This is a genomic window from Enterobacter sp. Res13-Sevr-PEC09-46 (genome assembly GCF_015672585.1).
Taxonomy (GTDB): domain Bacteria; phylum Pseudomonadota; class Gammaproteobacteria; order Enterobacterales; family Enterobacteriaceae; genus Enterobacter; species Enterobacter hormaechei_C.
This window is the reverse complement of record NZ_JADABR010000017.1, coordinates 17,583-36,224: the sequence shown is the minus strand read 5'-3', so window position 1 is coordinate 36,224 and position 18,642 is coordinate 17,583. Positions and strand designations below refer to the sequence as shown.

The window sequence follows — 18,642 nt, the reverse complement described above, 5'->3', positions numbered from 1 at the left end:
TTAAACCTCGTCCACGGACTGGCCTTTCAGCGCGACGCGGACAGATTTGTCCATGCGGCGAGCAGCGAAGTCCTGGGTTTGTTTATCAACGTTTTTAATGGCTTCTTCTATTGCGTCAGCGTCATTGCCTTCGGCCACTGCGCTCAAGCGCGCGGCAGCATCGTCAATCACCTGACGCTCAGCGGCGCTTAACAGCGCGGCATCGGCAGCGAGCGCGCCGTTCAGGCTTTCCAGCACGCGTGCGGCTTCCACTTTTTGTTCAGCCAGCATACGCGCCTTCACATCCTGCTCGGCGTAGCTCATTGAGTCCTGAATCATGGAGGCGATTTCGCCATCGGTCAGGCCGTAGGACGGCTTCACCTGGATGGACGATTCCACGCCGGTCGATTTTTCCATCGCCGTGACGCTCAGCAGGCCGTCCGCATCCACCTGGAAGGTAACGCGAATATGCGCCCCGCCCGCCGGCAGCGCCGGAATTCCGCGCAGCGCAAAGCGCGCCAGAGAGCGGCAGTCCTGCACCAGCTCGCGCTCGCCCTGCATCACGTGGATGGACATCGCGGTCTGGCCGTCTTTGAAGGTAGTAAACTCCTGCGCGCGCGCCACCGGAATGGTGGTGTTACGCGGAATGACTTTCTCCACCAGGCCGCCCATGGTTTCTAAACCCAGAGACAGCGGGATGACGTCCAGCAGCAGCATTTCGCTGTCCGGCTTGTTGCCGACCAGGATATCGGCCTGGATAGCGGCGCCCACGGCAACTACTTTGTCCGGGTCGATAGAGGTCAGCGGCGTGCGGCCAAAGAATTCGCCCACGCGCTCGCGCACCAGCGGCACGCGGGTTGAGCCGCCAACCATGACCACTTCCAGCACCTCGCTGGCCTCCACGCCCGCATCTTTCAATGCGCGACGGCAGGCCAGCAGGGTACGCTTAACCAGAGGCGCGATCAGTTCGCTGAACTGATTGCGGGTGATCTCACCCTGCCAGCCCGCAACGTTAACCGTGACCGATTGCGCGTCGCTCAGGGCGATTTTGGCGTCGATGGCCGCATCCAGCAGTTCACGCTGTACGCGCGCATCGCTGCGATCGCTGATGCCCGCCTGCTCGCGGATGTAGTCTGCCAGCAGATGGTCGAAGTCATCGCCGCCGAGCGCGGAATCCCCGCCGGTCGCCAGCACTTCGAACACGCCGCGGCTCAGGCGCAGGATTGAGATATCAAACGTCCCGCCGCCGAGATCGTAAACCGCAATCACCCCTTCCTGACCGGAATCGAGGCCGTAGGCAATGGCCGCCGCCGTCGGTTCGTTCAGCAGACGCAGCACATGCAGGCCCGCCAGACGCGCAGCGTCTTTGGTGCCCTGACGCTGTGCATCGTCGAAGTAGGCCGGAACGGTGATTACCACGCCGTCGAGATCGCCGCCGAGTGTCGCCGTGGCGCGCGCCGCCAGCGCTTTGAGGATGTCAGCAGAAACGCGAATCGGGTTCAGCAGACCGGCAGACGTCGCGATCATCGGCAGGCCGTTTTCGCTGGCCTGTAGCTGATACGGTAGATGCGGGTAACGGGTCTGGATATCAGCCAGCGAGCGGCCCATCATGCGCTTAACCGAGCTGATGGTGTTGGCCGGATCGCGCGCGGCGTTGGTGCGGGCATCAAACCCGACCGCGTGACCCTGCTGCCGGTAGTGGACCACGGAAGGCAGCAGATGGCGGCCCTGCTCGTCAGCCAGCGTTTCCGCCTGGCCGCTGCGCACGGTCGCCACGAGGGAATTGGTGGTGCCCAGGTCAATACCGACGGCCAGACGACGCTGGTGCGGTGCGGCGCTTAAGCCTGGCTCACTAATTTGTAATAAGGCCATAATTGCTTCCGAAATTAAAAATCGAGCAGCTTTTCTTCGAGTTGTTCAGCACTGCTTCGCAGTTTATCGAGAAAACGGAGTTTGCGCACAGTGTCTGCCGCCACGTCCCAGGTCTCGTTGTTCAGTTGCTCCACCATCTGCTGATGGCGGGTATCGAACATGCCCTTTACGCGCGTGATAAAGCTTTCCAGGCGCGCTTCGTCTTTAGCCTGTTCAATTTCATCCAGCTCTTCGCGCAGCTCCAGCTGTTCCATCAGAAAGGCGGTGTCGCGCACGGTATGCTGTTCGCTCGCCAGATCGAAACCGTGGAGCGAGAGCAGATATTCTGCACGCGCCAGCGGATGACGCAGCGTTTGCCAGGCCTGGTTGATGGTTGCGGAGTGTGATACCGCAGCCAGCTGCTCTGCCTGCGTCCCGCTGGCGAATTTATCCGGATGGTACTGACGCTGGAGATCCTGAAAACGGACCGTCAGCGCCTGGAGATCGATCGGGTATTGAGCGGGTAGTCCGAAGAGAGTGAAGTAATCCATAACAATCTCAGGGGTAGCCTGTTAGAACAAACCCCACGCGTAGCAAAGCCACGGTGGGGTTTCGGATGACGCGCGGTTAAACGTGGAAGCTTTCGCCGCAACCACACTCGTCTTTGACGTTCGGATTCGTGAATTTGAACCCTTCGTTCAGGCCTTCTTTTACGAAGTCCAGCTGAGTGCCGTTGAGGAATTGCAGGCTTTTGCCATCGACCACCACCTTCACGCCCTTGTCTTCAAACACGGTGTCATCAGACGCCGGTTCGTCAACAAACTCCAGTACGTAAGCCATACCAGAACAGCCGGAGGTACGTACGCCCAGTCGCAGGCCAAAGCCTTTACCACGGTTCGCCAGAAAAGAGCTTACTCGCGCGGCAGCGCTGTCGCTAAGGGTAATCGACATACTCAAACCTCAATTATTTTGCTTCACGTTTGCTTTTGTAATCCGCAATGGCGGCTTTGATCGCGTCTTCTGCCAGAATTGAGCAGTGAATTTTCACCGGCGGCAGTTCGAGTTCTTCAGCAATATCCGTGTTCTTGATTGCCTGTGCTTCGTCCAGAGACTTGCCCTTCACCCATTCGGTGACCAGGGAGCTGGAAGCGATAGCAGAACCGCAGCCGTAGGTCTTGAAGCGCGCGTCTTCAATGATACCTTCATTGTTGACTTTAATCTGCAACTTCATCACGTCGCCACACGCTGGCGCGCCAACCATACCGCTACCGACAGATTCATCGCTGTTGTCAAAAGAGCCAACGTTGCGCGGGTTCTCGTAATGATCGATAACTTTTTCGCTGTATGCCATGATTGAATTCTCCTTATGTACCGATTAGTGATGTGACCATTCAATGCTGTTCAGATCCACGCCCTGCTTGAACATTTCCCACAGTGGAGAAAGGTCGCGCAGACGGCCAATGGAGTTACGAACCAGTTTGATGGTGTAGTCAATCTCTTCTTCGGTAGTAAAACGACCTAAAGAGAAACGGATAGAGCTGTGTGCCAGCTCGTCAGTCATACCCAGCGCGCGCAGCACGTAGGATGGCTCCAGGCTTGCAGACGTACAGGCAGAACCGGAAGAAACCGCCAGGTCTTTCAGCGCCATGATCAGCGACTCGCCTTCAACATAGTTGAAGCTGACGTTGAGGATGTTTGGCGCGCCCTGCTCGAGATCGCCGTTCAGATACACTTCTTCCATATCTTTCACGCCGTCCCACAGACGGTTACGCAGCGTACGCAGGCGTGCCATCTCGGTTTCCATCTCTTCTTTCGCGATGCGATACGCTTCGCCCATGCCCACGATCTGGTGAACAGGCAGCGTACCGGAACGCATGCCGCGCTCGTGACCACCGCCGTGCATCTGTGCTTCGATGCGGATACGTGGCTTACGACGAACGTACAGCGCGCCGATACCTTTCGGACCATAGATTTTGTGACCGGAGAAGGACATCAGGTCCACTTTCAGCTGGCTCAGGTCGATAGGCAGTTTGCCCACGCTCTGGGTCGCATCCACGTGGTAGATGATGCCGCGCGCACGGCACATTTCGCCGATGGTTGCGATGTCCTGCACAACGCCGATTTCGTTGTTAACGTGCATGATGGAAACCAGAATGGTGTCATCACGCATGGCCGCTTCGAGCTCTTTCAGGTCGATGATCCCGTTGCTCTGCGGCGCCAGGTAAGTCACTTCGAACCCTTCACGCTCCAGCTGACGGCAGGTGTCCAGCACGGCTTTGTGTTCGGTTTTGCTGGTGATAATGTGCTTGCCTTTTTTCTGATAAAAGTTGGCAGCACCTTTGATCGCCAGGTTGTCGGATTCGGTCGCGCCGGAGGTGAAAACAATTTCACGCGGATCGGCACCAACCAGGTCAGCAATCTGATTACGGGCGATATCAACCGCCTCTTCAGCATGCCAGCCAAAACGGTGAGAACGGGAAGCTGGGTTACCAAAGTTTCCGTCCAGGGTCAGACACTGCATCATTTTCTCGGCAACACGCGGGTCCACCGGCGTGGTTGCGGAGTAATCGAGATAAATCGGTAATTTCATTGCTCTATAAACTCCGTACATCGCTTCAATGCAAGGAATCAGGCAACCGGCTGGATGTACGACCGAGTACACGGGGCGAGCTAACGCCCCGGCCTGATTCTGAAATACTTATCTTTTTATTACGCGCGCAGTTTAACGTCGATGGCGTCCTGCGAACGGGTGCTGCGCTGTGATTCATGGCTTTGCTGACGACCCGACACGTCCAGAACTTCCTGGTTATTCACCAGTTCACCCAGGGTGATGTTGTTCAGGAAGCCGGTCAGACGGTCGCTCAGATCGCGCCACAGCGCGTGGGTCAGGCACTTATCGCCGCCCTGGCAGCCGCCTTTACCCTGGCAACGGGTCGCGTCGACGGATTCGTCAACGGCGCTAATCACTTCGCCAACCGCAATACTGCCTGCGTCTTTACCCAGCAGATAACCGCCGCCCGGGCCACGAACGCTGGACACCAGTCCATTTTTACGCAGTCTGGAGAACAGCTGTTCCAGGTAAGAGAGGGAGATCCCTTGTCGTTCAGAAATATCAGCCAACGGAACCGGGCCCGCTTCGGAGTTGAGCGCAACGTCCAGCATCGCGGTCACGGCATAACGCCCTTTAGATGTCAGTCTCATGTCTTACTTAACCTCAAACTCGCCCCTGCCCGGGGTTTTTTATTGTAAAATGGGGGTATTGCATAGCAGGGCCAAGTCTGACATTCCTGACTAAATTGGTCAACTATTTACTTGACTGTTTTAGTCAGGTATTTAACCTTCTGTGCCGTATTTTGCCCGGCGGCGCTGCGCTTGCACGGGCCTACGGGCTTTGTAGGCCGGGTAAGCGCAGCGCCACCCGGCGAACACACTGCACTACTCTTTATTCTTCTGCTCAATCGACGCCAGAATCCCGCGCAGGATGTTCAGCTCCTGGCTTTCCGGACGCGCGCGGGTGAACATACGGCGCAGCTTGTTCATCACCTGACCCGGGTGGCCTTCACGGATAAAGCCGGTTGAGAGCAGCGTCTGCTCCAGATGACCGTAGAAGCGCTCGAGGTCGTCCACCAGCGGGTAGGCCGTCTCTTCTTTAGGTTCCACCGGTTTCTCCTGCGTCGCCAGCCATGCCATGCGCACTTCGTAGGCGATCACCTGCACCGCCATCGCCAGATTCAGCGAGCTGTATTCCGGGTTGGCGGCAATCGCCACATGATAGTGACACTTCTGTAATTCCTCGTTGGTCAGGCCAACGCGTTCACGGCCAAACACCAGCGCAACCGGCGCCTGTTCCGCTTCTGAGATGCTTTTCAGGCCGCATTCGCGCGGGTCCAGCATCGGCCAGGGCAGCGTACGGGAGCGCGCGCTGGTCCCCACCACCAGGCTGCAACCGGCCAGGGCTTCATCCAGGGTGTCCACGATCTGCGCATTCCCGATCACGTCGCTGGCGCCGGCCGCCAGAGCAATAGCCTGAGAGTCTGGTTTCACCAGCGGATTCACCAGCCACAGGTTCGTTAAGCCCATGGTTTTCATAGCGCGGGCCACAGAGCCCATGTTGCCAGTGTGCGATGTTTCGACCAGCACGATTCGAATGTTTTGCAGCATAATTTTTAAATGTCTGGATTCAGTGTCTGAAGAATATTCGGGCATATTATCATAAACGAGAGACATAATCCGATCCCGCTGCTATACTCTGCGCCGATTTTCCTGTTCTTTAACATCCAGTGAGAGAGACCGATGCATCCGATGCTGACCATCGCCGTGCGCGCAGCGCGCAAGGCGGGTAATGTAATTGCCAAACACTACGAAACCCCAGACTCCGTAGAAACCAGCCAGAAAGGCAGCAATGATTTCGTGACGAACGTCGATAAAGCCGCAGAAGCGATTATTATCGAAACGATCCGCAAATCTTACCCGCAGCACACCATCATCACCGAAGAAAGCGGTGAACATGAAGGTACCGATCAGGATGTTCAATGGGTTATCGATCCACTGGATGGCACCACCAACTTCGTCAAACGCCTGCCACACTTCTCTGTGTCTATCGCAGTACGCATCAAAGGCCGTACTGAAGTCGCCGTTGTTTACGATCCAATGCGTAACGAACTGTTCACCGCGACCCGCGGTCAGGGCGCGCAGCTGAACGGCTACCGTCTGCGTTGCAGCAATGCACGCGATCTGGACGGCACGATTCTGGCGACCGGCTTCCCTTTCAAGGCGAAGCAGCACGCAACCACTTATATGAATATCCTGGGCAAGCTGTTCACCGAATGCGCGGACTTCCGTCGCACTGGCTCTGCTGCACTGGATCTGGCCTACGTGGCGACCGGCCGCGTTGACGGTTACTTCGAGCTGTCTCTGAAGCCGTGGGACTTTGCGGCGGGCGAGCTGATCGCTCGTGAAGCTGGCGCGATTGTTTGCGACTTCACCGGCGGCCATAACTATATGTCTACCGGCAACATCGTTGCAGGTAACCCGCGCGTTGTTAAAGCCATGCTGGCAAACATGCGTGATGAACTGAGCGATGCGCTGAAGCGTTAATTCAGTCTGTTAAGCCCGGTGGCGCTACGTTTACCGGGCTTACAACACGCCTCAGGTAAGGCTAGAAAGGCCGCAACCCCCTTCCCACCGGCACCGCGCTTATCCACATCGTGACCGCAGCCACCAGCAGAATCACCCCGCCCGCCAGCGCCAGCGTCGTCCAGCCAACCTGTCGCCACAATACCGGCGTTTTATTGCCGCTGAGTTTTACCGCCAGCTGACGGAAGCTGTGCACCAGCAGGGCTAACGAAGAGATCGTCAGAGACGTTCCCGCCGCCATCGCCAGCGCCGAGAGCATGCCCCAGCCAAATACGCCTGTCACTTTGCTGAACAACAGCACCATGATTGCGCCCGAGCATGGACGCATCCCCATGGAGAGAACAATCATCAGGCGCGCACGCCAGTCCTCACTGTTCTGTAATTGTTCCTGCGTCGGCAGATGCTGATGCCCGCACCCGCAGTTTTCATGGTGAACGTGATGCGGTGTAAAGGATTTGAATTTTGGTTTTCGCAGCAACGCGCGCAATTTTTTCAGCGCCCGCCAGCAGAGGATCAGCCCCAGCACGCCTACCAGCGCGTAACTCCCCTTCTCCAGCCAGAAGCTGCTCATATGCAGCTGGCGGGCCGGCAGCTGTAGCAGCGAAAGGACGACCACGACCAGCGCAATCGCCACACCGCCCTGAAGTAAAGAAGAAGCCAGCGTCAGGCCGATACTCGATTTGAGCTTCGACGGATGCGTGGCAAGCCAGGTCGTGATGACGATTTTGCCGTGCCCCGGTCCCAGGGCATGCAGCACGCCATAGATAAAGCTGAACGCCAGAAGAGCGCCGCCCGCTTTGGTCGGATTTTCCGCCACGGCTTTCAGCAGACCGCTCATCTGCTGATTAACTTCCCGCTGCCAGAGGATGCTTTTCATCATCACCTGCGGCCATGCCTGCCACAGCCAGAGCGCGCCGCCAACCGCTAACAACAAAAAGAGCGCCAGAGGCCAGAGGTGCAGCCAGCGACGCGGCTTACTGACGGGAGAGGAGATCACTGACATTGTAACGTCACCTCCTGCGCAAACTGTTTACCTAACTCCATGTCTTCGGGGGGCGCATCCTCTTTATCAAGAGAAACGGCAAAGTTCAGCATCTCTTCGCTGGGTTTCGGGGTGTGCACGGCAATTTTGCAGCTTTTTTGCAGCGCGTCCGGCAGCCGTACGTCGCTGTCATTGTCATAGCGCATATCGACATAGTAGGTTGGGTCAAACGTGGAAAACCTGTACTTCTGCCCGGCCAGGGGTTGAGGGTGCGCCAGCGGAAGGATAAAGGTCAGCACCGCCTGATGTCCGTCGCGGGTCATACCGTACACCGTGGGACGGTTGAGAAATTTCACCTTTTGTCCGTTGTGCCAGAACTCGGTGAAGTAGTGCTGACCCAGCACGTTGGCCATCACTTCCGCCGCCAGCTTTTTCCAGATCTCATCGCCGGGCTTTGCGTTTCCGGCATCGTACAGCAGGTCGGCGGAGGTGATTTCATCCATCGTCCAGCGCATTTTCAGGCCGCTGAGCTGCGTGCCCTCCGTCACCAGTTCGGTTTTCAGGCTGATAAAACTGTGAGGATGTGCGCCGGCGGCACAAGTGAAAACCGCCAAAAATAACGCTACCGCGCTTTGTTTAACTATTTGCATCTGTTCCTCACGTCAAAAATTCTGTGATGTTCGCCAGCAATCCTGAGTGAAAGGCCTGCCGGTGCGCTTTTCAGCGCCCATCCTTTAGCTATTCTTATCAAACATTCACACTGGATACCCGACAGATGATGACGACGCTTGAAATTCCATCTGTGCTTTCCAGTTCGCAGCGCCGCTGCCAGGTGCTTTTGATGCTTTACCTGCCCGATGCTGCCATCACCGCACAGAGCATAATCGCTGCCAACGGCGTGGACGACGTCATGGCACGGCAAGATATAGCCGAGACGCGCGATGAAATCCAGCGCTATCATCGGCTTGATATTGTCACGCACCATGATGGCTGCTACCGAATTGAGGGTTCCGCCCTGAATCAACGTTTGTGCCTGCTGCACTGGCTGCGCAGGGCGCTTCGGCTCTGTCCACATTTTGTCGCCCAACAGTTTACCCCTGCCTTAAAAACCGCGCTTAAACAGCACGGCATTGCCCGCCCGCTTTATGACGATGCGAACCTTCGGGCGCTTATCAACTTTTGTGCGCGCAAGCTTCAGCGCCAGTTTGAGTCCCGCGACGTACAGTTTTTACAGCTTTATCTGCAATATTGTCTGATTCAGCATCATCTGGGCAATACGCCAGAGTTTTCGCCCGTTCAGCGCAGCTGGACGCAGTCCCGAGGGGAATACTTTACGGCGCAGGAAATTGTCCGCCACTGGAAACGGCGCGTCCCGCAGGGAACGCACAGCGATGAACAGCTGTTCCTGGCACTGCTGTTTATGATGCTTCGCACACCCGACCCGGTGATGGATAAACACCAGCAGGATCAGCGCCTGCGTCGCGCCATCGTGCGTATGATTGCCCGTTTCCGGGCGCAAACCGGGATGAACTTCAGCGATGAGCAAGGGCTGACCGATCAGCTTTATATTCATCTGGCTCAGGCGCTGGACCGCTCCTTATTTGACATCGGCATCGACAACAGCCTGCCGGAAGAGATCCACCGTTTATACCCCCGGCTGCTGCGCACCACTAAAGAGGCGCTGTTTGAGCTGGAAGCCGAATTTGGTCTGCGATTCTCCGGTGAAGAGATGGCTCTGGTGGCGGTGATTTTTGGTGCCTGGCTGATGCAGGAGACCGACCTGCATGAAAAACAGGTGGTCCTGTTAACGGGGGAAGATAAAGCCTGCGAAGCGTTAATTGAGCAGCAGCTTCGCGAGCTGACGCTGCTGCCGCTCAATATTCGTTATCTTAGCCTGGAGGCGTTTAAGAAGGAGGGCGCCCCCCGCGAGGCGGCGCTGGTCATTACGCCTTATCCAACCGCCCTGCCGCTGTTCTCGCCGCCGCTCATTCATGCCGTTGAGGCCCTGAACACGCAGCAGCAGGAACATATTCGCGTTATGCTCGAATCATAGTTACGAGCGAGCAGCCACCTTTGGGCGGATGACGATGGCAGGTAAAGCGACCAGCGCCATCACCCAGAACACACTGTGCCCCAGGTGCTGATAGAGGAAACCGGCAAATACGGTCATCACCGCAATACTGCCGCCCATCGCCACCGCTGAATAGACCGCCTGAAGACGAATAACGTCCCCACCCTCTCGCGCCGCGATGTAGCGCATCGCCGCCAGATGGCACACGGTGAAGGTTCCGCAGTGCAGAATTTGCGCCACAATCAGCCACGGCAGCTCAGTCGTCCAGCCCATGATGCCCCAGCGCACCACGCCGCAAACGGCGGAAAGCAGCAGCAGGTCACGCGCCCCGAAACGACGGAAAAGTTTTTGGCTCAGCGCGAAGATAATGACCTCCGCCACCACGCCGAGCGACCACAGGTAGCCTACCGCAGAAGCCGAGTAGCCCGCCCCCTGCCAGTAGATGGCGCTGAAGCCGTAATAGGCCGCATGTGCCCCCTGGAGCAGACAGACGCAGGCCAGGAAACGCCAGCTTTGCGCCACCAGCGAGCGCCAGGCGGGCCAGCCGGCGCTCTCCTGATGGCGGCTTTCGCCCTGCGGCATTACCGACGGACGCAGCAACATACCGAGCAGCATCGAGGCGATGCCGAGCGTTAACAGCGCCAGAATGGCACGATAGTCATAGAGGCTGACCAGCTTCCCGACCAGCGCAGAGCCGATCACGAAGGCAATCGATCCCCACAGGCGCACGCGGCCATAGTCCATGGTGATCTGCTTTTGCCAGGTGTTCGCCAGGGCATCCGTCAGCGGCACCAGCGGGGAGAAGAACAGATTAAAGCCAACCATTACCACCATCAGCCAGGCAAACTGATGGCTGACCCAGAAGCAGGCCGCAAAGACCAGCGTCAGCAGGGCCAGAATTCGCACCGCTTTAATCAGTAAGGAGGGATCGCTGACGCGGGGCGCAATCAGCAGGCTACCCAGGAAACGTGCCACCAGCCCCGCGCCCAGCAGGATGCCAATGGTCTCAGGCGTCAGACCAATTCCCTTGAGCCAGACGCTCCAGAAAGGCAAAAAAATACCGTAACTAAAGAAATAGGTGAAATAGCTGAGCGCCAGCCAGCGCGTGGAATGCAAGACCATGAATCCCTCCCGAAATGGAGGCGATAGTCTGGCGTTAATCCCTGACTTTAGCAAGTCGTTAGCGCGCTATAAATTAACGATAAATTAACATCATGGACAGCCGGTCGGCGTATGGCGAGAGCGGCAAAATTGTATTACGTTTAAAGAACATCGCATGAAGAGGTCGTTTGCCATGAACAGCTTACGTTATTTCGATTTCGGCTCCTCTCGTTCTTTCCTGCTTTTAATTGCCCGCATTGCTATTGTGGTCCTGTTTATTATTTTCGGTTATCCCAAGCTGACGGGGTTTAGCGGCACCGTTCAGTATATGACGTCGCTCGGCGCCCCCATGCCCATGCTGGCCGCCATTGTTGCGGTGGTGATGGAAGTCCCCGCCGCGATTCTGATCGTGCTGGGCTTTTTCACCCGCCCCCTCGCGGTGATCTTTGTCTTCTATACGCTGGGAACAGCGGTGATTGGTCACCACTACTGGGATATGACGGGCGATGCGGTTCTGCCAAATATGATTAACTTCTACAAAAATGTGAGTATCGCTGGCGGCTTTATTTTGCTGGCGATTACCGGGCCGGGGGCCATCTCCCTCGACCGACGTTAGCCCATAAAAAAAGGCCGCATGAGCGGCCTTTTTCAGTTCTGCGACGCAGAGAATTATGCGTACACTGGGAAGCGTGCGCAGATGTCCAGAACTTTACCTTTAACGCGCTCGATAACCGCGTCGTCATTGATGTTGTCCAGAACGTCACACATCCAGCCCGCCAGCTCTTTCACTTCCGCTTCTTTAAAGCCACGGCGAGTTACGGCCGGAGAACCGATACGGATACCGGAAGTCACGAACGGGCTCTTCGGATCGTTTGGCACGCTGTTTTTGTTGACGGTAATGTTGGCGCGGCCGAGGGCTGCGTCAGCTTCTTTACCGGTCAGGTTCTTATCAACCAGGTCCAGCAGGAACAGGTGGTTTTCAGTCCCGCCAGAGACCACTTTGTAGCCACGGTTCAGGAACACTTCCACCATCGCTTTGGCGTTTTTAGCAACCTGCTGCTGATAAACCTTGAACTCTGGCTCCATCGCTTCTTTCAGCGCGACGGCTTTCGCGGCGATAACGTGCATCAGCGGGCCGCCCTGGGCGCTTGGGAACACGGCGGAGTTCAGCTTTTTGTACAGCTCTTCGTCACCGCCTTTCGCCAGGATCAGGCCACCGCGTGGACCCGCCAGGGTTTTGTGGGTAGTGGTGGTTACAACGTGCGCATGTGGAACCGGGTTCGGGTAAACGCCTGCCGCAATCAGACCGGCAACGTGCGCCATGTCGACGAACAGGTACGCGCCGATGCTGTCAGCGATTTCACGCATTTTTGCCCAGTCAACGATGCCGGAGTAAGCAGAGAAGCCACCGATGATCATCTTCGGCTTGTGCTCTTTGGCCTGCTTCGCCATGTCTTCGTAGTCAATTTTGCCGGACTCATCAATACCGTAAGGGATGATGTTGTAAAGTTTGCCGGAGAAGTTAACCGGGGAGCCGTGAGTAAGGTGGCCGCCCTGCGCCAGGTTCATACCCAGAACGGTATCGCCCGGCTGCAACAGCGCGGTGTAAACAGCGAAGTTAGCCTGAGAGCCAGAGTGCGGCTGGACGTTCGCGTAGTCAGCGCCAAAGAGTTCTTTCGCACGGTCAATCGCCAGCTGCTCGACGATATCAACGTATTCGCAACCGCCGTAGTAGCGCTTGCCCGGATAACCTTCAGCATATTTGTTGGTCAGCTGAGAACCCTGCGCCTGCATTACGCGCGGGCTGGTGTAGTTTTCGGAGGCGATCAGTTCGATGTGCTCTTCCTGACGTACTTTTTCCTGCTCCATAGCCTGCCACAGTTCGGCATCATAATCGGCAATGTTCATTTCACGCTTTAACATCCGCATCTCCTGACTCAGCTAACAAGTAAATTTTTGGCCTGAAAAGGCAGTCCTGTTGGACGACGGGCAACAGTATAACTGAATAGTTCTGCGATAACAGGTCTTGACAAACGATTTTACGCAAACGTTTACCTCCACGCCACGCAAGGGTTTGAGCAATAAAGCTCTCGCCATTTTCAACGGATTTCTTTTCAGCTTTGTGATGCATATTTTTCACGATGCAAAGAACCATTTACATTGCAGGGGTATTTTTATAAGATGCATCTAAAATACATCATTAAAGTAACATCAGAAGGAAGCTGCTATGCTCGACGCCCAAACCATCGCTACCGTAAAAGCCACAATCCCCCTGCTGGTTGAAACGGGTCCTAAACTGACCGCCCATTTCTACGATCGCATGTTCGCGCATAACCCGGAGCTCAAAGAGATTTTCAACATGAGCAACCAGCGTAACGGCGATCAGCGCGAAGCGCTGTTTAACGCTATTGCCGCCTATGCCAGCAACATCGAAAACCTGCCGGCTCTGCTGCCTGCGGTGGAAAAAATCGCCCAGAAGCACACCAGCTTCCAGATCAAACCTGAGCAGTACAACATCGTCGGCAATCACCTGCTGGCAACCCTGGACGAAATGTTCAGCCCGGGCCAGGAAGTGCTGGATGCCTGGGGTAAGGCCTATGGCGTGCTGGCAAACGTATTCATCAACCGTGAAGCGCAGATCTACAGCGAAAACGCCAGCAAGAATGGCGGCTGGGAAGGCACGCGCGCCTTCCGCATCGTTGAGAAAACTCCGCGCAGCGCACTGATCACCAGCTTTGAGTTTGAGCCAGTGGACGGTCAGCCGGTTGCCGATTACCAGCCGGGCCAGTATCTGGGCGTCTGGCTGAAGCCTGAAGGCTTCCCGCACCAGGAGATTCGCCAGTACTCCCTGACCCGCAAGCCAGACGGCAAAGGCTATCGCATTGCGGTTAAACGTGAGGAAGGCGGTCAGGTATCCAACTGGCTGCATAACGAAGCCAGCGTGGGCGACGTGGTCCATCTGGCGGCACCGGCGGGCGATTTCTTTATGGCCGTTGATACGAATACCCCGGTGACGCTGATCTCCGCAGGCGTGGGTCAGACGCCTATGCTGGCGATGCTGGATACGCTGGCGAAAGCAAACCACAGCGCGCAGGTTAACTGGTTCCACGCGGCGGAGAACGGTGATGTGCACGCCTTTGCGGATGAAGTGAAAGCGCTGGGAGCGGGTCTGCCACACTTTACCGCTCATACCTGGTATCGTTTACCCACGGAAGCCGACCGCGCAGCGGCTCGTTTCGACAGCGAAGGCCTGATGAATTTAGGGCAGCATGAAGGGGCGTTCAGCGCACCGGGGATGCAGTTCTACGTTTGTGGGCCGGTAGCGTTTATGCAGTATGCCGCGAAGCAGCTGGTTGAGCTGGGCGTGAATAAAGACAACATTCATTACGAATGTTTCGGCCCGCATAAAGTGCTGTAATGCAAAAAGCCCCTCAACGAGGGGCTTTTTTTTCGCCGGGTGGCGGCTGCGCCTTACCCGGCCTACCAAATCTTTTTTAAATCGCCGCGTCGTCTTCTTCGCCAGTACGGATACGGATCACGCGCGCCACGTCAAAGACGAAGATTTTCCCGTCGCCAATTTTGCCGGTCTGCGCCGTGCGGATGATGGTGTCCACACAGGTATCGACGATATCATCGCTCACCACGATCTCGATTTTCACTTTCGGCAGAAAGTCCACCATGTACTCTGCGCCACGGTATAGCTCGGTGTGGCCCTTCTGACGACCAAAACCTTTCACTTCAGTTACGGTCATCCCGGTGATGCCGACTTCTGCCAGCGCTTCACGTACATCATCCAGTTTGAAAGGTTTAATAATCGCATCAATCTTTTTCATGGTGGGTCCTTAAACTCTTGCCAGTAAGCAGCCTCGTAATCGGTTGCTCACAGTATCATATTCAGGCGAATTTTGCGGTATTACTCTTTAAAATCGTTCGCTTCCAGCTCGTGGCGTGAGAGCAATTTATAAAACTCGGTACGGTTACGCCCGGCCATGCGCGCCGCGTGGGTCACGTTGCCTTTGGTGATTTGCAGCAGCTTGCGCAGATAGTTCAGCTCGAACTGGTTTCGCGCTTCCGCAAACGTCGGTAAGGCCGTGTTTTCCCCCTCGAGCGCCTGCTCCACCAGCGCATCGCTGATCACCGGTGATGAAGTCAGCGCCACGCACTGCTCAATCACGTTCACCAGCTGGCGTACGTTGCCCGGCCAGCTTGCGGTCATCAGGCGTTTCATCGCATCGGTGGAGAACGCGCGCACAAATGGTTTGTGGCGGTCAGCGGCCTGGCGCAAAAGGTGATTTGCCAGCAGCGGGATATCTTCCGCACGCTCGGCCAGCGCCGGGATTTTCAGGTTGACGACATTCAGTCGATAGTAAAGATCTTCACGGAACTCGTTGCGCGCCATCACCTTGGGTAAATCGCGATGGGTAGCGGAAATAATACGCACGTTGATATCGATATCGCGGTTGCTGCCAAGCGGACGCACTTTTCGCTCCTGCAACACGCGCAGCAGTTTGACCTGCAACGGCGCGGGCATATCGCCAATTTCATCAAGAAACAGCGTGCCCCCCTCAGCCGCCTGGAACAGCCCTTCACGGCTGCTCACCGCGCCGGTAAAGGCGCCGCGGGCATGGCCGAAGAGCTCAGACTCAAGCAGCTGTTCCGGCAGCGCGCCACAGTTGATGGCAATAAAGGCATTTTTACTGCGTGGGCTGGCGTTGTGGATCGCCTGGGCCAGGATCTCTTTCCCGGTCCCGCTCTGGCCGTTGATCAGCACGCTAACGTCGGATTGCGCCACCATCCGCGCCTGTTCCAGCAGGCGCAGCATCACAGGGCTACGCGTCACGATGGATTCACGCCAGGCGTCATCGCCGGATGGCGCCGCGTGCTCAAGGGCGCTGTCGATCGCTTTATAGAGGGCGTCTTTATCCACCGGTTTGGTGAGGAAGCTGAATACCCCCTGCTGCGTTGCGGCCACCGCATCAGGAATAGATCCGTGAGCGGTGAGGATAATCACCGGCATCCCGGGCTGCTGCTTCTGGATCTCCGTGAACAGTTGCAGGCCATCCATTTCATCCATGCGCAAATCACTGATCACCAGATCGATTTTCTCGCGGCTGAGCACTTTCAGCCCCTCCTGCCCGCTTTCAGCGGTGACCACGCTGTAGCCTTCGCTGACCAGACGCATTCCCAGCAGCTTTAACAGCCCGGGATCGTCATCCACCAGTAACAGATGGGCAGGTTTACGGCTTGTCATGGCTTCACATCCTCTTGTTTCGGCGTCTCACTGTCTGGCGTCGTGGCAGAGTTGCCTTTCGACCCATCGGGCAGATAGCTGCCTGCCGGCTTACGCGTCGAGAGCTGTCTTTCGATATCGGTCAGATTTTCGAGCTTGCGGGTGGTGGTTTCCAGCTGCTCGCGCAGCGACTCCTGCTGCTGGCGAAGCGCATCAAGCTCGCTGTCGCTCGACTGCTGCAATTTGCTGTAGCGGAAACGCTCTTCAGACAGCTGTAATTGCAGGGTTTGTCCATCCCGCCAGAGCTGATAGACCGGGCGCACCTGCGGGGGAATATTGATCACGTAAGTATCCAGCCGCGTCACGTTGGCGCGGCGTTCGACAGGCGTGATTCTGGCATCCGCCATCACGATCCCACGTTTAAACGCGTCCTGCCAGGTATCGTCCACCAGCATCGCCGCCTGGGCACGGGCCTCGGCGGGCGCCAGCCGCTGGGCGCAGTCTATTCCGCGCAGCCAGAACAGCGGATTGGATTCAACATCACGCCCCGACAGGTTCCAGATATCATCGCAACGTGTTGAAAGGAAATCGGCCAGCTGTTTTTGCGGCCATTTATCTTCCTGTTTGTGGCTAATTGCACTTTTCGGCGCATGGGTTACACAGCCGGCCAGCAGTAAGCAGGGCAGGCTCAGGCGCACATTTTTGCTGGAAAACACCGCGCGCAGTGCGCGGTAAAAGACGTGTGACATACTCACCAGGTTGTTATTCATTTCATTGATTTTTCCGGCTCAAGAGGCAGTTCGATACGAAAACAGACATCGGCGCGTTCATCACTCACGATGTTAAGCTCACCCTGCATGCGTCGTATGCAGTCGCGGGCAATACTCAGCCCCAGACCACTTCCTTTTACCGCACCTTTTCGCTGATGACTCCCCTGGAAGAAGGGCTCAAAGATCATCGTTTTTTCATCATCCGGAATCGGGCTTCCCGTATTCGCTACGTCAATAAATACCCGCGAACCGTTGTTATTGCTTCTGATATAAATGGTACCGGATTCAGTACCATAGTGCACCGCATTGGAATAAAGATTATCCAGTACGCTCATTAACAGCATCGGCTCTGCCAGGCAGGAAGGCGCATTGAGATCCACCTGGGTATGCATCATTTTAGCTCTTGCTGGCAGGCTATGGGCGGAGATCACCATGTCCACCAACGGTTCAATCTCAACGCTTTCAAGCACCACAGCACCATCCGCCAGCTTGCGGTTATAGTCCAGCAGTTGTTCAATAAGTTTTTGTAAATTGCGGCTACTGGCATCCAGAATCGCCACGATCTCTTTTTGCTCAGGGGTTAACGGCCCCGCTACTTCGTCTGCCAGCAGCTCCGTGCCTTCACGCATACTGGCCAGCGGTGTTTTGAGTTCGTGTGAGATATGGCGCAGGAACTGATGACGCTGCGATTCCAGCCACGCCAGGCGTTCAGAAAGCCAGATGATACGCTGACCGACCGAGCGCAGCTCGCGCGGGCCTTTAAAAACAACCGTATCCCCGAGAGATTTGCCCTCCCCCAGGCGGTTAATCATCCGCTGGATCCCCTTTACGGGGCCGATGATCATGCGGGTAAAGAGCAGTACCAGCCCAAGGCTGACGAGGAACAGCACCAGCGCCTGCCAGCCGAAGAACTGGCCGCGCTCGGCAATCTCCTGCTGGAGTTGCTGGCCACGGGAAAAGATAACCGTACGGGTGGACTGCACCATCTCCGTATTGGCGTTCGCGAAGGCTTCAAGTCGGGCGGCGGCGGCGGCATCAGGACCGCTGTTTTTGCACTGGAGCTGCGCCAGATCGTTCAGATCCTGACGCAGCGCCTGATAGAGTTTGTCATCCGGCAAGACCCCGGCATGGGCATCCAGCATTTCGCTGTAGCGTTTACGCTGGTTCTGATAAACCCTCTCCAGCGTGCGGTCGTCCAGCACGCAATACTGGCGATAGCTACGCTCCATCTCCAGCGCGGCGTTGGTCATTGCCTCGCTACGGCGGGCATCAATAAGCGTGGTGCGGTTAGTCAGGGCCGCCTGGGCACTTAACGCATTCAGGCTTTGCCATGCCTGCCACGCCAGAACCAGCAAAGGTAGCAGGATCAGCAGGAAGGCCATCATAACGAGCTGTCGCAGGGAGCGAGGGAAAGCGGGCCAGCGTTTCAACACATTACTCTCATCATCCGGGTTTGAGGAGAGCGTAACTGAGTCTGCCCTTCAGATACAACAAAGCCGGGTAAAAACCCGGCTTTGTCATG

19 protein-coding genes are annotated in these 18,642 nt (G+C 56.5%); 4 read left to right on the top strand and 15 right to left on the bottom strand.

The window, feature by feature from the left end; all coding sequences use genetic code 11:
* From hscA to trmJ, 7 genes are all read right to left on the bottom strand, one after another.
* Positions 1–1,851 (bottom strand): Fe-S protein assembly chaperone HscA, encoded by a 1,851-nt coding sequence (hscA, locus tag IMQ56_RS09560; RefSeq protein WP_047726722.1) that lies wholly within the window; start codon positions 1,849–1,851, stop codon positions 1–3.
* A gap of 14 nt (positions 1,852–1,865) precedes the next feature.
* Entirely contained in the window at positions 1,866–2,381 is a 516-nt protein-coding gene (hscB, locus tag IMQ56_RS09555; RefSeq protein ID WP_003860657.1) for a co-chaperone HscB, read from the bottom strand.
* A 76-nt stretch (positions 2,382–2,457) separates the two neighbouring features.
* Entirely contained in the window at positions 2,458–2,781 is a 324-nt protein-coding gene (iscA, locus tag IMQ56_RS09550) for an iron-sulfur cluster assembly protein IscA (RefSeq protein WP_003860659.1), read from the bottom strand.
* Between the two features lie 13 nt (positions 2,782–2,794).
* A complete protein-coding gene (gene iscU / locus IMQ56_RS09545; protein ID WP_003860661.1) occupies positions 2,795–3,181 on the bottom strand; it encodes a Fe-S cluster assembly scaffold IscU in 387 nt (128 codons plus the stop codon).
* Between the two features lie 24 nt (positions 3,182–3,205).
* Entirely contained in the window at positions 3,206–4,420 is a 1,215-nt protein-coding gene (iscS, locus tag IMQ56_RS09540; protein ID WP_003860663.1) for a cysteine desulfurase, read from the bottom strand.
* Positions 4,421–4,539: 119 nt separating this feature from the next.
* Entirely contained in the window at positions 4,540–5,031 is a 492-nt protein-coding gene (gene iscR, locus IMQ56_RS09535) for a Fe-S cluster assembly transcriptional regulator IscR (RefSeq protein WP_015572158.1), read from the bottom strand.
* 234 nt (positions 5,032–5,265) lie between these two features.
* The gene (gene trmJ / locus IMQ56_RS09530) at positions 5,266–5,991 is read right to left on the bottom strand and encodes a tRNA (cytosine(32)/uridine(32)-2'-O)-methyltransferase TrmJ (RefSeq protein WP_015572157.1); all 726 of its coding nucleotides are present in this window, start codon (positions 5,989–5,991) and stop codon (positions 5,266–5,268) included.
* Positions 5,992–6,123: 132 nt separating this feature from the next.
* On the opposite strand from trmJ, the gene suhB reads away from it, so the two are divergent.
* On the top strand, positions 6,124–6,927 hold the full coding sequence (gene suhB, locus IMQ56_RS09525) for an inositol-1-monophosphatase (RefSeq protein WP_003860668.1): 804 nt from the start codon (positions 6,124–6,126) through the stop codon (positions 6,925–6,927).
* Between the two features lie 61 nt (positions 6,928–6,988).
* On the opposite strand, the gene IMQ56_RS09520 is transcribed toward suhB, so the two are convergent.
* Together IMQ56_RS09520 and IMQ56_RS09515 are read right to left on the bottom strand one after the other, a co-directional pair.
* The gene (locus IMQ56_RS09520; RefSeq protein ID WP_048247022.1) at positions 6,989–7,969 is read right to left on the bottom strand and encodes a nickel/cobalt transporter; all 981 of its coding nucleotides are present in this window, start codon (positions 7,967–7,969) and stop codon (positions 6,989–6,991) included.
* Positions 7,960–8,598, bottom strand: a complete 639-nt coding sequence (locus tag IMQ56_RS09515; RefSeq protein ID WP_196063795.1) for a DUF1007 family protein — start codon at positions 8,596–8,598, stop codon at positions 7,960–7,962. The genes IMQ56_RS09520 and IMQ56_RS09515 overlap by 10 nt, the downstream gene beginning before the upstream one ends.
* 125 nt (positions 8,599–8,723) lie before the next feature.
* On the opposite strand from IMQ56_RS09515, the gene csiE reads away from it, so the two are divergent.
* Positions 8,724–10,001 (top strand): stationary phase inducible protein CsiE, encoded by a 1,278-nt coding sequence (csiE, locus tag IMQ56_RS09510; RefSeq protein ID WP_015572154.1) that lies wholly within the window; start codon positions 8,724–8,726, stop codon positions 9,999–10,001.
* On the opposite strand, the gene IMQ56_RS09505 is transcribed toward csiE, so the two are convergent.
* On the bottom strand, positions 10,002–11,141 hold the full coding sequence (locus tag IMQ56_RS09505) for a 3-phenylpropionate MFS transporter (RefSeq protein ID WP_032649103.1): 1,140 nt from the start codon (positions 11,139–11,141) through the stop codon (positions 10,002–10,004).
* 172 nt (positions 11,142–11,313) lie between these two features.
* Here IMQ56_RS09505 and IMQ56_RS09500 point away from each other — a divergent pair, with 172 nt between their 5' ends.
* A complete protein-coding gene (locus IMQ56_RS09500; protein WP_032649105.1) occupies positions 11,314–11,736 on the top strand; it encodes a DoxX family protein in 423 nt (140 codons plus the stop codon).
* A gap of 53 nt (positions 11,737–11,789) precedes the next feature.
* Here IMQ56_RS09500 and glyA read toward each other — a convergent pair whose 3' ends face one another.
* Positions 11,790–13,043, bottom strand: coding sequence for a serine hydroxymethyltransferase (gene glyA, locus IMQ56_RS09495; protein ID WP_003860678.1), 1,254 nt, complete (start codon positions 13,041–13,043; stop codon positions 11,790–11,792).
* 304 nt (positions 13,044–13,347) lie between these two features.
* Between glyA and hmpA the strand changes: the two genes are divergently transcribed.
* Positions 13,348–14,538, top strand: a complete 1,191-nt coding sequence (gene hmpA / locus IMQ56_RS09490) for an NO-inducible flavohemoprotein (protein ID WP_165467979.1) — start codon at positions 13,348–13,350, stop codon at positions 14,536–14,538.
* A gap of 76 nt (positions 14,539–14,614) precedes the next feature.
* Here hmpA and glnB read toward each other — a convergent pair whose 3' ends face one another.
* The 4 genes from glnB to qseE form a co-directional block, all read right to left on the bottom strand.
* Complete coding sequence (gene glnB / locus IMQ56_RS09485) at positions 14,615–14,953, bottom strand: nitrogen regulatory protein P-II (protein WP_003860685.1); 339 nt, start codon at positions 14,951–14,953, stop codon at positions 14,615–14,617.
* 80 nt (positions 14,954–15,033) lie between these two features.
* Positions 15,034–16,371 carry a two-component system response regulator GlrR gene (gene glrR / locus IMQ56_RS09480; protein WP_015572150.1) on the bottom strand — a complete coding sequence of 446 codons (1,338 nt, stop codon included), beginning with the start codon at positions 16,369–16,371 and terminating at the stop codon, positions 15,034–15,036.
* A complete protein-coding gene (gene qseG, locus IMQ56_RS09475) occupies positions 16,368–17,120 on the bottom strand; it encodes a two-component system QseEF-associated lipoprotein QseG (RefSeq protein WP_015572149.1) in 753 nt (250 codons plus the stop codon). Before qseG ends, glrR begins: the two co-directional genes overlap by 4 nt.
* Positions 17,117–18,550 (bottom strand): two component system sensor histidine kinase QseE/GlrK, encoded by a 1,434-nt coding sequence (gene qseE / locus IMQ56_RS09470; RefSeq protein ID WP_003860691.1) that lies wholly within the window; start codon positions 18,548–18,550, stop codon positions 17,117–17,119. Before qseE ends, qseG begins: the two co-directional genes overlap by 4 nt.
* Between the last annotated feature and the right edge of the window lie 92 nt (positions 18,551–18,642).

Excerpts from the sequence above, each read along its gene's own strand:
- trmJ (WP_015572157.1), bottom strand. The coding sequence starts at position 5,991 with ATGCTGCAAAACATTCGAATCGTGCTGGTCGAAACATCGCACACTGGC.
- hscB (WP_003860657.1), bottom strand. The coding sequence starts at position 2,381 with ATGGATTACTTCACTCTCTTCGGACTACCCGCTCAATACCCGATCGAT.
- hscA (WP_047726722.1), bottom strand. The coding sequence starts at position 1,851 with ATGGCCTTATTACAAATTAGTGAGCCAGGCTTAAGCGCCGCACCGCAC.
- iscU (WP_003860661.1), bottom strand. The coding sequence starts at position 3,181 with ATGGCATACAGCGAAAAAGTTATCGATCATTACGAGAACCCGCGCAAC.
- qseG (WP_015572149.1), bottom strand. The coding sequence starts at position 17,120 with ATGAATAACAACCTGGTGAGTATGTCACACGTCTTTTACCGCGCACTG.
- iscS (WP_003860663.1), bottom strand. The coding sequence starts at position 4,420 with ATGAAATTACCGATTTATCTCGATTACTCCGCAACCACGCCGGTGGAC.
- IMQ56_RS09515 (WP_196063795.1), bottom strand. The coding sequence starts at position 8,598 with ATGCAAATAGTTAAACAAAGCGCGGTAGCGTTATTTTTGGCGGTTTTC.
- hmpA (WP_165467979.1), top strand. The coding sequence starts at position 13,348 with ATGCTCGACGCCCAAACCATCGCTACCGTAAAAGCCACAATCCCCCTG.
- IMQ56_RS09500 (WP_032649105.1), top strand. The coding sequence starts at position 11,314 with ATGAACAGCTTACGTTATTTCGATTTCGGCTCCTCTCGTTCTTTCCTG.
- IMQ56_RS09520 (WP_048247022.1), bottom strand. The coding sequence starts at position 7,969 with ATGTCAGTGATCTCCTCTCCCGTCAGTAAGCCGCGTCGCTGGCTGCAC.
- csiE (WP_015572154.1), top strand. The coding sequence starts at position 8,724 with ATGATGACGACGCTTGAAATTCCATCTGTGCTTTCCAGTTCGCAGCGC.
- iscA (WP_003860659.1), bottom strand. The coding sequence starts at position 2,781 with ATGTCGATTACCCTTAGCGACAGCGCTGCCGCGCGAGTAAGCTCTTTT.
- suhB (WP_003860668.1), top strand. The coding sequence starts at position 6,124 with ATGCATCCGATGCTGACCATCGCCGTGCGCGCAGCGCGCAAGGCGGGT.
- glrR (WP_015572150.1), bottom strand. The coding sequence starts at position 16,371 with ATGACAAGCCGTAAACCTGCCCATCTGTTACTGGTGGATGACGATCCC.
- IMQ56_RS09505 (WP_032649103.1), bottom strand. The coding sequence starts at position 11,141 with ATGGTCTTGCATTCCACGCGCTGGCTGGCGCTCAGCTATTTCACCTAT.
- glyA (WP_003860678.1), bottom strand. The coding sequence starts at position 13,043 with ATGTTAAAGCGTGAAATGAACATTGCCGATTATGATGCCGAACTGTGG.
- iscR (WP_015572158.1), bottom strand. The coding sequence starts at position 5,031 with ATGAGACTGACATCTAAAGGGCGTTATGCCGTGACCGCGATGCTGGAC.
- glnB (WP_003860685.1), bottom strand. The coding sequence starts at position 14,953 with ATGAAAAAGATTGATGCGATTATTAAACCTTTCAAACTGGATGATGTA.